Source organism: Sulfitobacter sp. HI0040 (assembly GCF_001634885.1).
In the GTDB taxonomy this organism is placed as follows: domain Bacteria; phylum Pseudomonadota; class Alphaproteobacteria; order Rhodobacterales; family Rhodobacteraceae; genus Sulfitobacter.
The window spans coordinates 31374-48809 of record NZ_LWEX01000112.1 but is presented as its reverse complement, the minus strand read 5'-3'; the positions used below and the strand labels follow the sequence as shown (position 1 = coordinate 48809).

Annotated in this window: 15 protein-coding genes; 8 read left to right on the top strand and 7 right to left on the bottom strand. The window is 63.6% G+C overall.

Annotated features, from left to right (window positions below):
- The 3 genes from A3728_RS08390 to gspL all read right to left on the bottom strand — a co-directional run.
- Positions 1-1076: GspE/PulE family protein (locus tag A3728_RS08390; protein ID WP_067922080.1), on the bottom strand; the 1076-nt coding region annotated here is incomplete at its 3' end.
- On the bottom strand, positions 1073-1528 hold the full coding sequence (gene gspM, locus A3728_RS08385; protein WP_067922078.1) for a type II secretion system protein GspM: 456 nt from the start codon (positions 1526-1528) through the stop codon (positions 1073-1075). The genes A3728_RS08390 and gspM, both read right to left, overlap by 4 nt.
- Positions 1525-2691, bottom strand: coding sequence for a type II secretion system protein GspL (gene gspL, locus A3728_RS08380; protein WP_067922076.1), 1167 nt, complete (start codon positions 2689-2691; stop codon positions 1525-1527). The genes gspM and gspL overlap by 4 nt, the downstream gene beginning before the upstream one ends.
- Positions 2692-2767: 76 nt before the next feature.
- Here gspL and gspG point away from each other — a divergent pair, with 76 nt between their 5' ends.
- The 5 genes from gspG to gspD are packed head-to-tail and all read left to right on the top strand — an operon-like array spanning position 2768 to position 6930.
- A complete protein-coding gene (gene gspG / locus A3728_RS08375; RefSeq protein ID WP_150120695.1) occupies positions 2768-3256 on the top strand; it encodes a type II secretion system major pseudopilin GspG in 489 nt (162 codons plus the stop codon).
- Entirely contained in the window at positions 3253-3732 is a 480-nt protein-coding gene (locus tag A3728_RS08370; protein ID WP_067922074.1) for a prepilin-type N-terminal cleavage/methylation domain-containing protein, read from the top strand. Before gspG ends, A3728_RS08370 begins: the two co-directional genes overlap by 4 nt.
- Entirely contained in the window at positions 3729-4100 is a 372-nt protein-coding gene (gspI, locus tag A3728_RS23030; RefSeq protein WP_067922071.1) for a type II secretion system minor pseudopilin GspI, read from the top strand. Before A3728_RS08370 ends, gspI begins: the two co-directional genes overlap by 4 nt.
- Positions 4097-4972 carry a type II secretion system protein N gene (locus A3728_RS08360; protein ID WP_067922069.1) on the top strand — a complete coding sequence of 292 codons (876 nt, stop codon included), beginning with the start codon at positions 4097-4099 and terminating at the stop codon, positions 4970-4972. Before gspI ends, A3728_RS08360 begins: the two co-directional genes overlap by 4 nt.
- Positions 4969-6930 (top strand): type II secretion system secretin GspD, encoded by a 1962-nt coding sequence (gene gspD / locus A3728_RS08355; protein ID WP_067922067.1) that lies wholly within the window; start codon positions 4969-4971, stop codon positions 6928-6930. Before A3728_RS08360 ends, gspD begins: the two co-directional genes overlap by 4 nt.
- Positions 6931-6960: 30 nt before the next feature.
- Here gspD and A3728_RS08350 read toward each other — a convergent pair whose 3' ends face one another.
- The gene (locus A3728_RS08350) at positions 6961-7395 is read right to left on the bottom strand and encodes a MarR family winged helix-turn-helix transcriptional regulator (protein WP_150120694.1); all 435 of its coding nucleotides are present in this window, start codon (positions 7393-7395) and stop codon (positions 6961-6963) included.
- 95 nt (positions 7396-7490) lie between these two features.
- Positions 7491-7943, bottom strand: coding sequence for a c-type cytochrome (locus A3728_RS08345; RefSeq protein WP_067922061.1), 453 nt, complete (start codon positions 7941-7943; stop codon positions 7491-7493).
- 149 nt (positions 7944-8092) lie between these two features.
- Between A3728_RS08345 and idi the strand changes: the two genes are divergently transcribed.
- A complete protein-coding gene (gene idi, locus A3728_RS08340; protein WP_443069105.1) occupies positions 8093-8635 on the top strand; it encodes an isopentenyl-diphosphate Delta-isomerase in 543 nt (180 codons plus the stop codon).
- Complete coding sequence (gene hemF, locus A3728_RS08335; protein ID WP_067922055.1) at positions 8632-9525, top strand: oxygen-dependent coproporphyrinogen oxidase; 894 nt, start codon at positions 8632-8634, stop codon at positions 9523-9525. Before idi ends, hemF begins: the two co-directional genes overlap by 4 nt.
- Here hemF and hemE read toward each other — a convergent pair.
- A complete protein-coding gene (gene hemE / locus A3728_RS08330) occupies positions 9522-10562 on the bottom strand; it encodes a uroporphyrinogen decarboxylase (RefSeq protein WP_067922052.1) in 1041 nt (346 codons plus the stop codon). The genes hemF and hemE overlap by 4 nt on opposite strands.
- Before the next feature lie 99 nt (positions 10563-10661).
- Between hemE and hemC the strand changes: the two genes are divergently transcribed.
- A complete protein-coding gene (gene hemC, locus A3728_RS08325) occupies positions 10662-11609 on the top strand; it encodes a hydroxymethylbilane synthase (protein WP_067922049.1) in 948 nt (315 codons plus the stop codon).
- A gap of 25 nt (positions 11610-11634) precedes the next feature.
- Here the strand turns inward: hemC and A3728_RS08320 are convergent, their stop codons facing one another.
- Complete coding sequence (locus tag A3728_RS08320) at positions 11635-17370, bottom strand: DUF11 domain-containing protein (protein WP_067922047.1); 5736 nt, start codon at positions 17368-17370, stop codon at positions 11635-11637.
- Positions 17371-17436: the final 66 nt, after the last annotated feature.

The window sequence follows — 17436 nt, the reverse complement described above, 5'->3', positions numbered from 1 at the left end:
AGCCGCGCGACGGCGCCCACGGCGGTATTGGTATGCAGGGTGGAGATCAGCAAATGCCCGGTCATCGCGCTTTCGACGGCGATCTGCGCCGTTTCCCGGTCCCGGATTTCGCCCACCATGATAACGTCCGGGTCCTGCCGCAGAATGGCGCGAAGGCCCCGGGCAAACGACAGATCGGTCTTGGGGTTCACCTGCATCTGGCCGACGCCGTCCATCGTGTATTCGATCGGATCCTCGACGGTCATGATATTGCGCTGCCGGTCATTCAGCATGTCCAACCCGGCATAAAGCGTCGTCGTCTTGCCGGAGCCGGTCGGCCCCGTCACCAGCACCATGCCATCGGGCCGGGCCAGAATACGTTTGAGCGCGGCATTGTCCCGCTCCGACAGGCCGAGGTGATCTATACCGCGCAGGGTCTGCCCGCGATCGAGCAGGCGCAGCACGATCCGTTCGCCGAACTGGCTCGGGATGGACGAAATCCGCACATCCAACTCGTAGCCGCCGACCCGCAGCGAAACCCGCCCATCCTGCGGCATGCGCTTTTCCGCAATGTCGAGCTTGCCCATCACCTTGATCCGGCTGACTAGCAGGGGGGCCAACGCACGCTTCGGGCTGATCACTTCACGCAGGACACCATCGATGCGGAAGCGTACCGAAAGGCGCCGTTCCTCGGTTTCGATATGGACGTCGGAGGCACCCTCCTTGACCGCTTCCAGCAACAGCGCGTTGATCAGACGCACCACCGGCGCATCGTCGTTCTGGGCCAGCAGATCGTCCACCGAGGCAGCGGTATCGGCCAGCGCCGCCAGATCGTCGTCCGCGTCCGCCGCCACCCGCGCCGCCTCGGACGCTGAATCGCGGTAGAGCGTCCCCAGCGCGGCTTCGAAGTCCCCCGGCGGGACCTCTTCATAGGTGACTTTGCCCGCCGCGACGCGCTGCGCTTCCAGCAGGGCTTCGGGGGGAGCATCGGCGCGATAGGCGCACCGCAGGCCGCGCTCTTCATGCAGCAGGATGACGCCGTTGGCCTGCGCGAACCCATAAGCCAGACGGGGCGCGACTGTCTTCACTTCGTTCATGACACCGGCTCCAGCAACAGACGGGCGGAAACCATGCCGGGGGCGGGGCGGCGGTCGATCTCCACCGCGCGTGCGGTGACCCCCTGCGCGGTTTCCAGTTCAGCCAGCCAGAGCATCAGCCCGGCGAAAGGCACATCGTCGAGCAAGACGCGCATGCCCGCGCCTTCGGATTCGATCCGTCTGAGGGGCAGCCCGGCCGCGTCGGCGGAACCGGTGATCCGCGTGGCGATGGGTGTGTCGTTCTGCGGCGCGCTCTGCACGATATCGACGTCCGACAGCGCAGCGGTTTCGGCCACCAGCTGATAGGCCGCGATCTGCGCGCGCTGTGCATTGCGCAACTCCGTCAGCGGGACCCATGCGAACTGGTAAAGCGCGACCGCGGCAATCAGCGGTAGCACCGCCCCCAGCAGCACCTTTTCCCGCGGGGTCAGCCTATCGAACCACGCTTTCATGTGCCCCTCCGCGCGATGCGCAACTCGGCCTCGGCGCCGCCGTCACTGGCGTTTGCCGCACCGCTGCGCACGGTGAAACCCGCAGATTCCAGTACCTGTTGAATGGCCTGAAGATCATCCAACGCGCGGGTCTGGATCAGCACCACCAGCGCGCCGTCCTCCGCGCCCCATGACATTCTGCGAAACTCCAGCGGGATCTCGGATGTGGCGAGCGTGCCCGCCACTTCATCCAGCAGGGGCAGGAAATCCCCCCGGGCTTCGCGCTGCGGGCGGGGTGCCAGCCGGGCGAGCAGGGGATCGACGTCTTCCGTTACCACGACCCCGGGCAGCCGCTGTTCCGCCGCCGTCTGGGCGGCGAGCTTGGAGCGTTCGACCAGATCCCTCAGCGCCAGCGTATCATTGGCGAGAATGGCAAGCTGCGCCAGCACGGCCACCGCCGCCAGCAGCGCGGCATAGCCCGCGATCCGCAAGGCGCCGCCCTGTGCCCGCCGACCGCGAGAGAATGAGAACGCCAGATCGGCGGGATCGGCAGGCGGCGGATTGTCTGACAGATCCCGCGCCGCGTAACTTTCCGGCAACGCCATGGCGAGCGACAGGACGTCCGGTCGGCCAGCCTTGGCCCACAACAGCTCAAGAAGCGGAAGCGGCGCGGCAAAGCCCGTCCCGTCGGAGGAGCGTACCACCGCCCGCTCACCTTCGCGCCAGACGGACCACGCCACGCGCCCCGGTTCTGCGGCGGGGCGGGGAATCAGCAGGAATTCGGGCAAGACAGACGCATCTGGCGCGCTCTGTGCCAATTCGTTCAGCAGAGCGCGCTCGCATACCAGGGCAACGACCTCCCCCCCAGGACCGGCGGGCCCCGGCCCCTGCGCCACCCGGACGGAATCGATGGGGGCTGCAATCCGGTCTTCGACGGCGTAGGTCAGCAATGCCTCCCGCTGGCGCGCGCCGGACTTTGGCAGATCTACGGCATGGGCACCGACATGTTCGGATGCGATCACCTCCGGCTGGGTCCGGCGAAGGCGCGCCAGTTCCCGCGCGCGATGTTTCAGAAGCGATGCGGCAGGCGCAAGCGGCAGCCGCCCCTGCGCGGGCCCGTCGGCAGATACCGCGCCAGGCCGCCCCGGGGCGGTATCGGCTGCGATAGTGCCTTGATTAATCACGAACTATTGCCTTTTCCTCGGTCTCGTAATCGCGATACTATCCTCACACGCACGAAAGCAGAAGGAAAACAGTTTCATGCCGCCAGCGCTTTTAAAGGCCCTCCGCAACCGCTGGATGCGGCGCAGGAAGCGCGTGCCCGACGCGGGGGTGACATTGATCGAAATGATGGTGGTGCTCGTCATCATCGCGCTTGTCGCCGCGATCATCGTGCCCAACGTGATCGGCCGCCCGGATGAAGCCCGCGCCACCGTCGCGCAAACCGACATCCGCGCCATCGGCAGCGCGCTGGAGCTTTACCGCCTCGACAATCAATCCTATCCGACAACCGCCCAAGGGTTGGCGGCGCTGGCCGAACGCCCCACCGCCCCGCCCGAGCCGCGCAACTGGGTCGCGGGGGGCTATCTGCAGTCCGTACCGCTCGATCCGTGGGGCAACGCCTATCTCTATCGCTCCCCCGGGGATACGGGACCGTTCGACCTCGTTTCGCTGGGCGCTGATGGGGCCCCGGGGGGCGATGGTGTGAACGCCGATATCGTGCATGGCGCGCGGCAGGTCTCCAATTGACAACGCGGCGTGATCCATCCGCCGGCGTCACGCTGGTGGAGGTTCTCGTCGTGCTTGTGCTGATCGGAGTCATGGGGGGTGCCGTGGGCCTTGCAGTCAACAGCACCGGCCGGCAGGATACCCTGCTGCGCGAAGCCGAACTGCTTTCCGCGCGCCTGCATATCGCCGCCGATGACGTGGCGCTGGCAGGTCGGCCCATGGCCTTCATCTGGGGGCCGGATCGCTATGCCTTCCGGATGCTGACGAAAGGCGAATGGCAACTGCCCGAAACGGGCGTTCTGCAGCGCACACACGCCTTGCCCGATCCGCTGCGATTGAGCGAGGGGCAGAACCGGAACAGGGGCCAAATCGTCATCAGTGCAGACATGCGCCCGACCTCGGGCGAAGAAGCGATCCTGCGCCTGCAGGGCGATGGCGGAGAGGCCGTACAACTTGCGTTCGACGGTATTTCGGCCCGAAGGGTCCCGGCGGAATGACCCAAACCCGCGATCCCGAGGCAGGGTTCACCCTGATCGAAGCGCTCGTCGCGATGGCGGTTTTGGCCCTTGGGGCGGTCTCCCTGCTCAGCGCGACCGAAGGGCATACCGCGCGCATTTCGGACGTATCCGACCGGATGGCGGCGAAATGGGCGGCTGAATACAAGCTCACGGCATTGCGATTGGGCATGAGCGGCGCGGAAAGCGATGATATCGACATGCTTGGGCGGACCTTTACCGTAGACACCGAAACCGCTGAAACAGCGGATCCCGACCTGCGCCGCGTGACCCTGCGGGCGCGGCTGCGCCGGGATGATACCGTTTTCTTCGTGCTCGACGGATATATCGATGCGGGTGGGGCCATATGACAAACCGTGAGGATTTTCGCTTTTTCCGCTGGCTGATCCTGATCCTTGCCACGGGCTCGGTGGCGGCGGGGGCCGCTCCGCTCACATGGCATCTGGGCGGCCATCACGAGATCGAGCCGCCCCCGGTCGCGCTGCCGGTCCAGGCGACACAGGACGCCGAGCCGATCGACCTTGCCGATACCCTCGCCCTCGCACCATTCGGCTCCACCCAAGTGGCCCCCGCCGCTGAAGAAACGGCGGAGGCGATCCCGCTGGATCTTGTTCTGCTCGGCGTCATTGTGAGGGATGATCCCGCCCGGTCGCTCGCCTTGATCTCCGTTTCCGGGGAAGAGGCCAACTATCGTACCGGTGATACCGTAGCGGAAGACGTCACGCTTCTGTCCGTCGCGCAGTCCCACGTGATGCTGGACGTTAAGGGCGAAAGCCGCAAATTGGCCTTCGCGGGCGAGGAGTTCGACGAGGACACGCCCAAGGTTCTGACCGGCGCGGAACGGCTGGCCGCCCTGATGGTGACGGCCGATGGCCCCTCCATCAGTGAGCAGGTGGACGCCGCACAGAAGAGCCGCCCGACCTCTACCCGGGGGTTTATCGACATGTGGCGCGAACGCATCAGGGCCAACCCCGCCGAGGTTCTGGACACAATAGGATTGGTTCCGACCGACAACGGCTATAGGATCGCCGACGAACATGACACGGGTGTAAGCCGTGCAGGATTGCAGGCGGGCGATGTGGTGACGACGGTCAATGGTCAGGCAGTAGGTAACGTGGAACAGGATCGTGCGCTTTACGATTCGGTTGCGGCCTCGGGCATCGCGCGTATCGAGGTCGAGAGGAACGGCAAAACCATCGTCATGTCGTTTCCCCTCCAATGAGGGTTTTCTGGCATAGTCTGATCGCCCTGATCCTGACGGTCGCGCTGACGCTTCCGGCACGGGCGCAATCGGATGAAACCTTCGTCATCAACCTGCGGGACGCAGAAATTTCCGTTCTGGTCGAACAGATTTCCGAGATTACGGGCCGGACGCTGGTGCTCGATCCCGGGCTCACGGGCGATGTGACAGTGGTATCCGCCGAGGCGCTGGACAAGGAAGGCGTCTGGTCGCTTTTCCAGTCGATCCTGAAGGTGCGTGGCTTCATCGCCGTGCAGGCGGGCACGATCTGGCAGGTCGTACCCGAAGCCGAAGCGCGTACGGTCAGCGGCCCCACCATCGCGGAGACGCCTTTCGCAGGCAGTCAGGACGTGGTGACGGAAATGCTGCGCCTGACACGGCTGCCATCGGAAGAAGCGGTGCGCGTCCTGCGCCCGCTGGTTGCCGAAGCAGGCTATATCGAAGCAATCGATGACCCCAACGCCATCGTCATTACCGATACGCGGGCCAACGTGGACAGGATCAAGGCCATCGCCCTGTCCTTCGACGGCGACGCCACTGTCCGCTCGGAGGTCATTCGTTTCCGCAGCGCGGAAGCAGCGGCGGTGGGCAATGCGATCCTCGATGTGCTGGGCCCGGCCGGTACGGGCGCGCGCCTGTCGGTCGATCCGAACTCCAACCTTCTTCTGGTACGCGGCACGCCGAGCGACATCGGCGAAATTCGCGATCTGGCCATCGCGCTGGATGTGGCGCCGCCAAACGATCCCCGCGTGGCGGTCTCTACCACCGTGTTCAACCTGCAATACGGTGACGCGGCAGTCATCACGGAGATCGTCAAGGGAACCGTGGGCGACGCGACGGACATCACCAACGCTGTGGCGCAGGATGTGGGCGCAGCGCCCGTAGCGGCTGAAGGTGCAGAAGCCGAGGCCGCATCGCGGTTCGTGCCGCTCGACCGTGTGGTGGAACCCGATGCGGTCACGATCACGGCCTCTGTGGAAACAAACTCAATCATCGTGCGCGGGACCGCGCGTCAGGTTCAGGAAATCGGCAGCCTCATCAAGGCGCTCGACGTCCGCCGACCACAGGTGATGATCGAAGCGGCGATCGTCGAAGTCTCCGGCGATGTGGCGGAACGGCTCGGCACGCAACTCGGGCTTGGCCAGAACTTGCCCGTGGGCGGTATCGCCGCGACCTCCTTCAGCAACGGGGGCGGCACACCGATCAGCGCCATCCTCGCCGCCGTGGGGGTACCCGCAGGCTCCGCCCTGTCCACGGGTGGAACGCTGGGTGCCTCCAGCAACGAATTCGGGCTGCTGGTACAGGCCCTGTCGCAATCGACACGCGCCCGGTTGCTGTCCACCCCGTCTGTCACCACGCTGGATAACGAACCCGCCACCATCGTCGTGGGCCAGAACGTGCCGTTCCGCACCGGCAACTTCTCCACCCAGGGGAACACGCTGACGCCCTTCACTACGATCGAGCGGCGCGATGTCGGGATCACCATGAACGTGGTGCCCCGCATCACTGCGGGCGGGGTCGTTCAGCTGACCATCGAACAGGAAATTTCCAACCTCGTGAACGCGAACGTTCAGGGGGCGGCAGACCTGATCACCAACCGGCGAGTAATCAATACCACCGTCATGGCCGACAACCGGGGCACCGTTGTGCTGGGCGGGTTGATCAGCGATGATAGCACCAGCGGCGAAAGCAAGGTGCCCGGGCTGGGCGACATCCCTGTGGTGGGCGAATTGTTCAAGTCGCGCAGCGCGAACAACACCAGCAGGACGCTTTTCGTCTTCCTGCGGCCGACGATCCTGCGCAACAAGCATGACATTCAGGCCGCATCCAGCAGCCGGTATGACCGGCTGAAAGCCGCCAGCGTGCGCCAGCCGCCGAAGACCATCCTGAAACAGCGCGCCGTCCGCCAGCTGCCCCTGGAAATTCAGGGCCTCTACTGACCGGCTTTGCCACCGGGCGGATAGGGGGCCTCAGCCCCTCCGCCGCTGGTCCATGCCCGCCAAAGAAACAAGGAAGGCGGTAAAGCGCTTCCGCTCCGACGGGGTGATGTTTCGCCAGAGCTTCTGATTGTAATCGTCGGCGATGCGCGACAGGTCGGCATAGGCACGTTCACCCGCGGGGGTGAGCCGCAGGATTTCCTGCCTGCGGTCGGTCGATACTTCGTCCCTTACCAGAAACCGCATGGCCTCTAGGCGCACGACGGCGCGGGACACTTTCGTTTTATGAATCCGCGCCCGCTGCACAATATCGGTGGCGATCAAATCGCCGTAGCGCCCGAGATGAAAGAGCACACGCCAATCCGTGCGCAACATGCCGTATTTGTCTTTGTACGTGCGTTGAAATTCGAGGCTGACCTGCTCCGCCGCCTGGTTGAGCAGGTAAGGCAGGAAATCGGCCATTTCCATACCGGTATCTTCAGGCCCGGAAGGCATGGGCCATCCTTTCGCTTGAGCGGCGGATCGGCAGGGAAAGCGCGGTGCCCCCTGCCCGCCGCCGCTGATCAGTCAGCGCTCTTTTCGACCTCCGGCCCGACAGAAACGAGATAGGCCCAGACATCCTTTGCGTCCTGCTCATCGCGCAGCCGGAAGGACATCTTGGATTTTGCCTTCTTGTCATCGAGATATTCCGCGAGGAACCCCTTGGGGTCCTGCACGTAGGCGACGAACTCTTCCTCGTTCCATTCCAGACCGGCTTCGCCTGCAGCCACGATGGAATCACCATAGCTGTAATCTTCGAGGCTACCCGCCTGACGCTGATAGACACCGTAAAGGTTGGGACCGACCCTGCCACCCTTCTGGATCTCCATTCCGTCGTCCGCAACAACCACGTGACAGGATTTGCATTTGCGGTAGACGTCTTCTCCTGCTTCGGCGTCCCCCGACATATGCGCATCCGCAAAGGCTGCGCCGCCGGAAACGGAAGCTCCCAGAGCCATGATCATCAGTTTTTTCATCGGGCTGCTCCTATCTGTTCCAGCACAAAGATTAGCCTGTACCGGGCGCGAGTAAAGCTTCTCATACGCCCTGCGCCTTCATGTCACCGTGATCGCGCAGTTGCCCTGCGCCCGAAATCTGTGCGACAGAACCGGCCATGGATACGAGCATGATACCCGCCTGGGTCAACGGCGAACTGACCCCCATGGACAAGCTGCAGGTGCACGAACGCGGCCTCCGGCATATGGCCGTTTCGGTATTCGTTTTGGCTGGCGGAGCAATCCTTTTGCAGCGGCGGGCGCTGGGGAAGTACCACACCCCGGGATATTGGGCGAATACCTGCTGTACCCATCCGCTCTGGGGAGAATCCGATGCCGATTGCGCGTGCCGCAGGTTGGAAGAGGAACTCGGGGTTACCGGCCTCACGCCTGAATACCGGGGGCGCGTCGAATACCGCGCCGATGTGGGCGGGGGCCTGACAGAGCATGAAGTGGTCGAAGTCTTCCGCGCCGAAGCCCCGCGTGACCTGTCTGTGCGGCCCAACCCGGATGAAGTCATGGACACCCGCTGGATCACCCGACAGGATTTGGAGGCGGAGTTGCGCGAAAGCCCGGAAATATTCACGCCCTGGCTGCACATCTACATGAAGGAGCACGGGGATTTGATCTTCGACGACGCATCCGCCGCCACACCGGGGGGAACATCCGCATGACGCCCGACTTCGAAACGGAGAAGCGCGAAGCCGCTGCATGGTTCCGTGAATTGCGCGACTGCATCGTGGCCGCCTTCCATGACATCGAGGATGCCCATGGCACTGGCCCCTTGTCGGACCGGCCCGTCGGTCGGTTCGACGTGACCCTGACCCACCGAACCAGCGAAGACGGTTCAGACGCGGGGGGCGGCGAAATGAGCGTGATGCGCGGCGGCCGCGTGTTCGAGAAGGTGGGCGTGAATATTTCCACTGTCCACGGCCTGCTGGGCGAACGCGCCCAGATGGCCATGGCCGCGCGCAAGGGTATCCCCGGCATGGCCGAGGATCCGCGGTTCTGGGCCTCCGGCATCTCGCTGGTGGCGCATATGCAGAACCCGCATGTCCCGGCGGTTCACATGAACACCCGCATGTTCTGGACACCCCACGCATGGTGGTTCGGCGGCGGCGCCGACCTGAACCCCTGCATCGAATACGAAGAGGACACCCGGCATTTCCATGCGGAAATGAAACGCGCCTGCGACCCCCATGGCGAAACGCTCTATCGGGAGCTCAAGGCCTGGGCGGACGATTACTTTTACATCCCGCACCGCAAACGTGCCCGTGGGGTCGGCGGCATTTTCTACGACGACCGCAACACCGACGACTGGCAGGCTGACTTCCAGCTGACCCGTGACGTCGGATCGGCGTTTCTGCCGGCCTATCTGCCGCTCGTCGAACGCCACCGTCAGACCGAATGGAGCGACGCCGACAAGGACGTGCAGCTGCGTCATCGCGGGCTCTATGCGGAATACAACCTCGTTTACGATCGCGGCACCAAGTTCGGGCTGGAAACCGGCCACGATCCTGATGCCGTGCTGATGAGCCTTCCGCCGCTTGCGAAATGGGCCTAGGCCCGCGCGCCGCGAACCGTATCGATCATCAGTTGCACATTCTCCGGGTCTGCGTCCGGGGTGATCCCGTGACCCAGATTGAAGATATGCGGCCCCTTTGACAGCGCCTCGACGATGCGTCGGGTTTCCCGGACGAGCGCGTCGCCCCCCGTTACCATGTGGGAGGATTTGAGGTTGCCCTGTACGCACCCCCGCGTCTGGACGTGATCCGCCACCCATTCCGCCGTCACGCCGTCATCCACGGCGATGCAGTCGGCGCCGATGGCGGCATGGGCCCCCTCATACCGCTCGCCCGCGCCGCGCGGAAAGGCGATGATCGGCACGCCGGGATGCTTCTGCTTCAGGGCCGCGACGATGCGGGCCATGGGCGCGATGGAATAATCCGCGAAATCCTGATCCTCCAGTGAACCGGCCCATGAATCAAAGAGCTTCACCACTTCGGCGCCCGCGTCGATCTGCGCGGAGAGATAGGCAATGGTCGCTTCGGTGATGCGGTCCAGCAATGCTTCGAACAACGCGCGGTTCTCTGCCTTGAGCGCATGGGCAGGCCCCTGATCGGGCGTACCGCGCCCGGCGATCATATAGGTGGCCACCGTCCAGGGGGAGCCGGCGAACCCGATCAGCGTCGTTTCGCCCGGCAATTCACGCGACAGGATGCGAACGGTTTCATAGACCGGGGCAAGGTGGTCATGAATATCGCTCGCTGGCTTCAACGCGTCGAAATCCCGCTGCTCCGTCACGGTAGAAAGCCGCGGGCCTTCCCCGGTAACGAACCAAAGGTCGGCCCCCAGTGCCTGTGGCACCAACAGAATATCGGCAAACAGGATCGCCGCGTCGAAACCGTAACGCCGGATGGGCTGCAATGTCACCTCCGCCGCGAGTTCGGGGTTATAGCAGAGCGACAGGAAATCGCCCGCCTGCGCCCGGGTCGCGCGATACTCCGGCAAATAGCGCCCGGCTTGGCGCATCATCCAGATCGGGGGTGTGGGAAGGGTTTCCCCGGCGAGGGCGCGGAGGATCGTTTTTTGCGATGTCATCTGGAACTTTCGGGGGTTTCTGTCCGGAGGCATCATGTAACGCAGGGCGGGTGGGATACAAGTGTTGGCAGTGTGACGACCTGCCGCTAGGAAGGGCGCATGACGTCCCAGCTCCCCTCCCCCCGCGCACCGCTCAACATCGGCACACGCGGCTCCCCGCTTGCGCTGGCCCAAGCCCATGAAACGCGCGACCGGCTGGCCCATGCCTTCGATCTGCCGTTCGAAGCCTTCACCATCGTTGTCATCAAGACGACCGGGGATCGCATCATCGACCGCCCGCTGAAGGAAATCGGGGGAAAAGGGCTCTTCACTCGCGAGATCGAGGATGCCTTGCTCTCGGGGTCGATCGACATCGCGGTTCATTCGATGAAGGATATGCCCACGCTTCAGCCCGAGGGGTTGTTGCTGGATACCTATTTGCCGCGCGAAGACGTGCGGGACGCCTTCATTTGCCCGGGGGCCAGCACGCTCGACCAACTGTCCGAAGGAACGGTCGTCGGCACCTCCAGCCTCCGCCGACGGGCGCAGCTGAAACTGCGGCGGCCCGACCTTGAGGTGGTTGAATTCCGGGGCAATCTGCAAACACGGCTGATGAAGCTGGAAAAAGGCGTCGCGGCGGCGACATTTCTGGCCATGGCAGGGCTGAACCGTCTGCAGATGAAGGATGTTCCGCAAAGCCCGATACACCCCGATGTCATGCTGCCCGCCGTGGCACAGGGGGCCATCGGGATCGAAAGACGCGCCGATGACACCCGTACGGCAGAGATGCTGGCGGCGATCCATGACGATGAAACGGGCCTGCGGCTTGCTGCGGAGCGGGCCTTTCTGGCCGAACTCGACGGGTCTTGCGAAACGCCGATTGCGGGGCTGGCCGAACTCGACGGCAAGCGCCTGTCCCTGCGGGGCGAGGTGCTGCGCCCCGATGGGTCCGAAGCCATTGCCGATACCGTGACCTGCGCGGTCGAGGACGGGGCCGAGGCGGGCCGGGACCTCGCCCGCCGTCTGTTGAAAGACGCGGGCGAGGGTTTCTTCGACTGGCGCGAATAACCCGGGAGCCTTTGTGCCCGGATCATCAGCCTCCGAGGAACCTGTCGAGCAGCCCCCAAAGGGTTTCATCCAGCTTGAGCCGGAGCCGCAGGAAGAGGCCCTCCTGAAACTGCTCCTGATCGAAAGGCAGGGCGTCTTTCGCGTGGTTGTAGCCAACAGAGATCATCGCCCCATCCGCCAGCACGAAGCCCGCCTCCAGCCCGACGGCCTGACTGGAATAGCCGTCGGAATCCCACATGTGGAACCCATTGAGCGTGGCATGGAACCGGTCCGCCAGCAGTTCCCACGTAAGGCCGGCCTGCACCAACTGCATCAGTGATTTGGCCCGCAGGCTGCCGGGAACATTGTAGGACGCGCGCTGCCCGGCGTACTTCGCGTTGACATAGAAATCGGAATTCACGTCATAGGTGCCTGCCACGGACCACAAATGGTCCGACGTGGTGAAAGACTGCCCCTCCATGCGGTTCTCGTACCATGCGAGGACCTTCAGGCGGGAATCGTCTATCGCGCGGTAGGATGCCCCCACCCGCATGCGGTGCCGGCGCTGGCTCGGCCCGGCGCCGCGGGCGTCATAGGCGTAACGGCTCCGGGCGAGAAAGGTCACCTCGGGGCTCAATGCGCCCGCGATCCCCACATCGGAAAAGCCGGTATAGCCGTCATCTTCCCATGTCTGGTCCAGCGTTCCTTCCGCGATCCAGAGGCCATCCTCCGATTCCCATTTTCCGCCGAGGGAAAGACTGGTCAATCCATCGCCGCTCGTTCCCATGTCAAAGCTGTGTTCCAGCCCAAAGCGCCAGGATATCCGCTCATTGAGTGAAAAATCGGCGTCGAACCCCTGCTTCAGTTGGCGCGTTGCGGCCTCGCCGGTGACGATGCCACTGCGCGCGTCCAGCCAGTCGGTGATGCGGTAGGTCATACCGATGTCCGCGCGGTCCACCCGAGAGCCTTCCGGCCCGAAGGACAGCTCCACGAGGCCGACGACATGCATACGTTCGTTCAGCCTGTAATCCGCCCCGATCAGAAGGCTGCCGACATTGAATTCGGTCTCATGCACGGGCAGTTCGAACTGGAGGTCGAGTTCGAGGTTCCCATCCGCGATCGGGCGCCATTCGACACCGTGCAGCAGCGCCCATTCCGTCGGTTCGCCCGACACATCGCGCAGCTCCCGCGAATAGCGCAGCCCGTCCACGCGGATGAGCGTTTCGTCGATGACCCGCCGCAGGGCCACCTCTGCCGCGAGATATTCCCGCCCTGAGAGGCTATCGATCACGTATTCCGCGTTGCCTGACAGGGTATGCCGTTCCGACAGGCGATATTCATAGCTGAGCCTTGCCTGCCCTGTGCCCTTCCGGGTCGGGGCGTTCTGTATGTCGAAAAACTCCGACGCGTGGGAGGCTTCGAGGTGAACCCGGGCGTTTTCCGAAACATGTTCGGCTGCGATACGCACCGCTTCGCCCTTGTTGCCTGCGACATCACCGCTCTGTGCCACTTCGACGACCACGGTATCCCGGGGCGTGATACGTGCTTCGGCAAAGGCTGATGTCACCCCGAAGCGCTCTGCCGTTCCGTGGCGCCCGTCGGATTGCACATTGCGCAGGCCGACTTTCAGACGCTCGCTTACATCCGCGACCACCTGACCGCCGTAAAGCCAGTATTTCTCAGCCGTCCGCCCCTCCACCTGGTAGGAAATGCGCACCGATACGGGATTGCCTTCATCGTCCTGCTGGGCCACCGGCACGTCGAAGATGATCGTGTTCAGGAAATAATCGAGCACGTAATCCGTGAGGCGGCGCAGTTTGCGGGTGCTCAACACCTCGCCGGAGTCCTCGTCCCGCACGAGGATCTCAACCAGTTCGCTGCCTTCCCGGTAGTCGGTAAGGTTCACATCATAGGGGCCTGAAACACCGCGACCGGCAAATTCCACCTCCCGCGACTGCTGGTCCGTGCGCGCCGCAAAGACCGAAACCTTCACGCGCTCCCCCTCATGGTGGACCTTGGCCCCCGTGGTCAGCCCGCGATAGCCGCCCAGCGCAAAGGCGGGGTCCGCCGGTTCGATAGCAAGATCGCCATAGAGCATGTACGAGGCCCCCCGCTCCACCTTCACGAAGAGGTTGGAGGAAGACTGCGCATCAAATCCGCGCTCCGAACTGTCGCCATATACCGGGTAGTATTGATCGGCACGGATATCGCGGAAGAGCCGTTCGTCGGCGTCCCGGTCGCTGCCATAGCGCAGGGTCAGCAGGGCGCCACCCCGGATCCGCCCTTTCAGATAAAGCTGGCCGCGCAGGCCGGTTGTCGTATCCTCGAAGGGGCCCAGCGCATCGGTATCGATCATGTCATGGCCGCGCTTCAGCCCGACGGAACCTTCGATGATCCCGACGAGCTGGCGGCTCTTCAGATCCGGGATCAGCATGATACGGGCCTTCGCACTGTCAAAGCTGGTTCTGGCAGAGATATCCTGCGGCCCCGCCGCCTGGGAAGCGAGAAGCCCGAAGGTTGCTTCGCCATTGTCGACATAGGCCTGGATGCCGGGCTGTTCCTCGCGAATGTCCGTCACGTCCCAGACCGAACCGCGCGCTTCAAGGGTCACGACGGCGGAGCCCTGCGCAATGGCACCGCGGTTGTCCAACAGCCGTACGACCACCGGGATCACGGTACCCTGAATGGCGGGCGCGTTGGGCGGCGCGATGATTTCGAGGGTCGCGGGATCGCCCGGGGCGTTCAGGGTGATCGTCTTTTCCCGCCGGGGGATGCCAAAAGGATCGGTTCCGATCAGGCGAATGCTGTTGGGACCGGGGTTGAGCCTGACGGCCACGAGTTCCATCGCCTTGATGCCGCCCCGCTCCCATATGACGCTTTCGCCGACACGACCCGAGCCGATCCGCTCCCCGTTGACTTCAACGTGGAGCGCGAGGTCGAGGGGACCTTTGACGCGAATGTTGGTAGTCCGACGGGGGGCGTCCTGCCCGTCTGACAGGTCGATGAAATCGAACCCCTTTTCCATGTCGCGGATCAGGTCTTCGAGGGTCGCGGTACCCTCACTTGCTCCTGCCCCGTCAGTGTCCTCCGGCGGGGTCAGATCCTCGCCACGGTAGATCTGGGTCCCGGTGGAAAGGCCTGCCTCACTGCGGGCGCTGCGCTGATCGGGTGTCGTCGTGTCGATGGGAAGGTCGGACAGCAGGTTTGCATCCTTCCCCTCGCGGTCGGACAGTTTGCGGTGCCGCAACACGACATCGCCGCGAATGTCTCGTTCACATCCGATCAGGGGGAAGTCTTCTGCCTGCAATGCACCGCGGGAGAGGGTGACCATGCGCGATCCCGGGCGCCCCATGTCACCCACACGGCTGGCCAGCGGCTCCGCCCCTTCGGGCAGGGTTTCCGTCTGCAACGCCAGCACATGCGATACGGGGCGCAGACCAAAGAGCGAATAGCGCCCGTCCTTGTCCGTGACGACGCTGATGCCTTCCTGCGTTACGATACGCACACCGGGAACACCCAGTTCTTCCGCCTCGTCCCGCAGGCCATTTTCGTTGCAGTCGAGGTAGACGGAACCCATGATCGACGCCCGCCGGGAAAACACGCCACCTTCGGGGTTGAGCCGCACTTCGGCTCGCGCGATGTTGGATTCGCGGTGCTGACCGGTCCCCGCCTGATAGCCCGACAACACCGCCTCGTTGATGCGCTTGCCGGCCTGTGTGGTCGGCGTGAACCGCACAAGATATTCGAGTGATCTTGAACCGAGGGGGGTGATCTCCCCCATATCGAAAACCAGCTGACCCGCCTCGTTCAGCACCGGATCCGCAATCGTTTCGCCGCCCAGCCGGGCGGAGCCGGGGATATAGAGGGCATTGCGCGGAAACTTGTCCGCAACCTTGGCCTGCTGCAGGGATTGCCGCATGTTGTTGGTGGCCTTGACCGTATAGAGCACGAATTCATTGGCCTGCACTTCCGGTTTGTTGACGGATTTCTCCAACGTCAGCGGCACCCCGTAGTAGGGATCGAGCGGCACATCCATCAGGAAGACCGGACCGCTGGTATGGGAAAAGGCATGCCCGTAGGACCCTTCCATCTCGACCCGGCGCTCGAAACCACTGAACGCCGTGCGGGTGGAGGGGAATTCATAGCTGGCGGGCGGGCGCACTTCGATCCGATAGGTATCGGTATGTGCATGGCCTAGGCTGAAGAAGCCGTTCTGTGCCGTTTCGACCATCGCCATGCGATGGCCCGACATGTCCATCAGCATGACAGTCGCGCGCGAAACAGGCTCGTTCGTGATGCTGTCGAAGACGAAGCCGCCGGGTTCGACCTGCAGGTGGCCGGTGGCGGAATCCCCGGCGCATTCGGACGTGGCATGAAGCGTATCGGCCTGCCCCGAAGCGATGACCCCGTCGAATGATACCGGCGACTGCATCGACACGATCGGCATGGGGGCGGAGCGGAACTCACCCGAGTTTGGCGCTGTTTCGGTGGCGCGGATCAATTCTTCATCCCCGGTCCGCTCGCTGCGCACCGCGATTTCGATCACATCGATTTCCGGCGTCGTATTGCAGCGACCGGCGATGAGCCGAAGACCCGTATCCATGCCGGTATCGGCAAACTCCATCTCCGCCCCTGTGGCGGGGTCCATGAAGCTGAGCGCCTCGGACATTTCCATATCTTCGAAGAGGGCCATGCCCACTTCGTTCGATCCGATCCGGGCCACGTTTTCATCGGAGAGGTGATAGGTTTCGGCGATGTTCAACACATCGACCGGGCCGCGCGATGTCAGGGCTTCTACCGTGAAGCCCACCCGCGACATACGTCCAATGGCGTAGTCCTTCGGCGACAGGAAAGCCACGGCATCGACGGTTGCAAGGTCTGCCGGCGGGGCGGTGACGAAATCGAATTGCGGCGTCCCGTGAACGTGGAACAGCTCCATCAGGTTGGCGTTCTCGTCGATCCGTACGAACCGCGTGTTGAGCGGCACCGGGTCGTAGACCAGAACGCCCGCTGCGCGCGCACCGTCAATCCGGATCGGCGAACCGCCTACCTCGTCGTAAACCTCGATGTCTTCCTTGCCGTTGTTGTGCAGGTCGAGCGTATAGGACAGCAGCATGCCATCTTCGGTCTCTGCGTGCTCGACGCTCTTGCGCAATTGTAGAATGTGGTTCGAGATCGAGACTTTGCCGGTGGCCGTACCGTGATGGATCACCGGCATATCCGTCGCGGGTGAGATTCCTTCGACCAGCAGTTCACTCTCCATCGAAGCCTCGAGGTGCGCGGAAGGGGAAATCGAGAACCGGTAGATAAGGTGCATGGTTTCACCGACCGGCAGATCGAGCATGTTTTCACGCAGCATCACGGGATCGGCCCGGTCGATCCGCCCGTTGCCTTCCATGTCCTGAAACAGGTCGGTGGCCATCATCATGCCGGCGGGCCCCGCATGTGCGATGCGCCAGGCGGCGAGAATGGGTGCATTGCCGGTGTTGGAAACCTTGAAATGGAATTCGCCCCAGTTGCCTGCCGAAAGCAACAGATCGGAATGACCTTCTATTTCGAGCGCGGGGACCGCGGCTACCACGGCTTCGACGCGGTTCGACAGGACGGTTTCGGTGATGCCGAGCCGGGTGTTGAAATAATGTGCCGACGCGACGTTGATGATCCGGGTTCCCGCCTCGACCGCCATGGCGGGAGTGGCAAGCAGGGACAGTGCGACCAGCATCGACAGCAGAGCGGCGATGGCGCTGGCCCACAGTTGAAGGATTGGCGACGAAGGACGCATGGCACAGATACCCGAAATAATAGGAGAATGGGGGGAGAGGGTGTCACCCGGCCCGCAGGCCGGGTG